The sequence below is a fragment of the Clostridium sp. AM49-4BH genome, from assembly GCF_003478335.1.
Lineage (GTDB): Bacteria > Bacillota > Clostridia > Lachnospirales > Lachnospiraceae > Butyribacter.
Genome location: NZ_QUFB01000147.1, coordinates 1 through 681, shown reverse-complemented (window position 1 = coordinate 681; position 681 = coordinate 1). Strand labels below are relative to the sequence as shown.

Here is a 681-nt window from a genome sequence, read left to right as displayed (position 1 = left end):
CATCTTCCAATACCTGTCGGGACACTCTTTCATATTCCATCATGCCTTCTTCCAACTGTTTATTAATATCTTTACTGCGAATTACAAGCATCAGTTCCGTATCCAGATACGTGCTTCTCATATCCATATTTAAGGAACCGATTACGGATAGATCATCATCAATCAGGATGCTTTTTCCGTGGTAAGAATAGCCGCCTTCATACTCCCAGATATCAATTCCTGTATTTAAAATTCTGTTTCTGTTTCTCGCATAATCAGCAGAGCCAAACGGATTTCCATTGTTGGCAACCGAATTGGTCATGATAGAAAAATCCGGAACTCTCTCCGCAATCTCTTTCCATGTATTATACATCATATCATTGCAGATAATATATGGTGTATGAATTTTCACGCGCTCTTTTGCATTTTTCATTAGTTCTCCCAGTTGATACCAGACTACTGGTTCCTTGGGACCTGTGTGGATAGGATTTGACACTAATGCAATCTTTTCTGTCTCAAAAGTTTCGTCCGTGTAATCGGTATCGTAGATTCTTTCCTTATTCTCTTCAAAATATTTCTGATAGCCGTTCTGTAGCTCTAAAACTGCGTTCTTTACAGATTTTCTATTTGCCAGTTTTTTATTGTCATGAAAATAACCACTGTCTTCTTGTTCCCATATCGTTTCAAAATACTCTAACAACT

1 protein-coding gene is annotated in these 681 nt (G+C 37.6%); it reads right to left on the bottom strand.

Annotated elements, in window-relative coordinates:
* On the bottom strand, window positions 1-681 hold a 681-nt coding region (locus DW981_RS14825; protein ID WP_243034786.1), incomplete at both ends, for a phospholipase D-like domain-containing protein.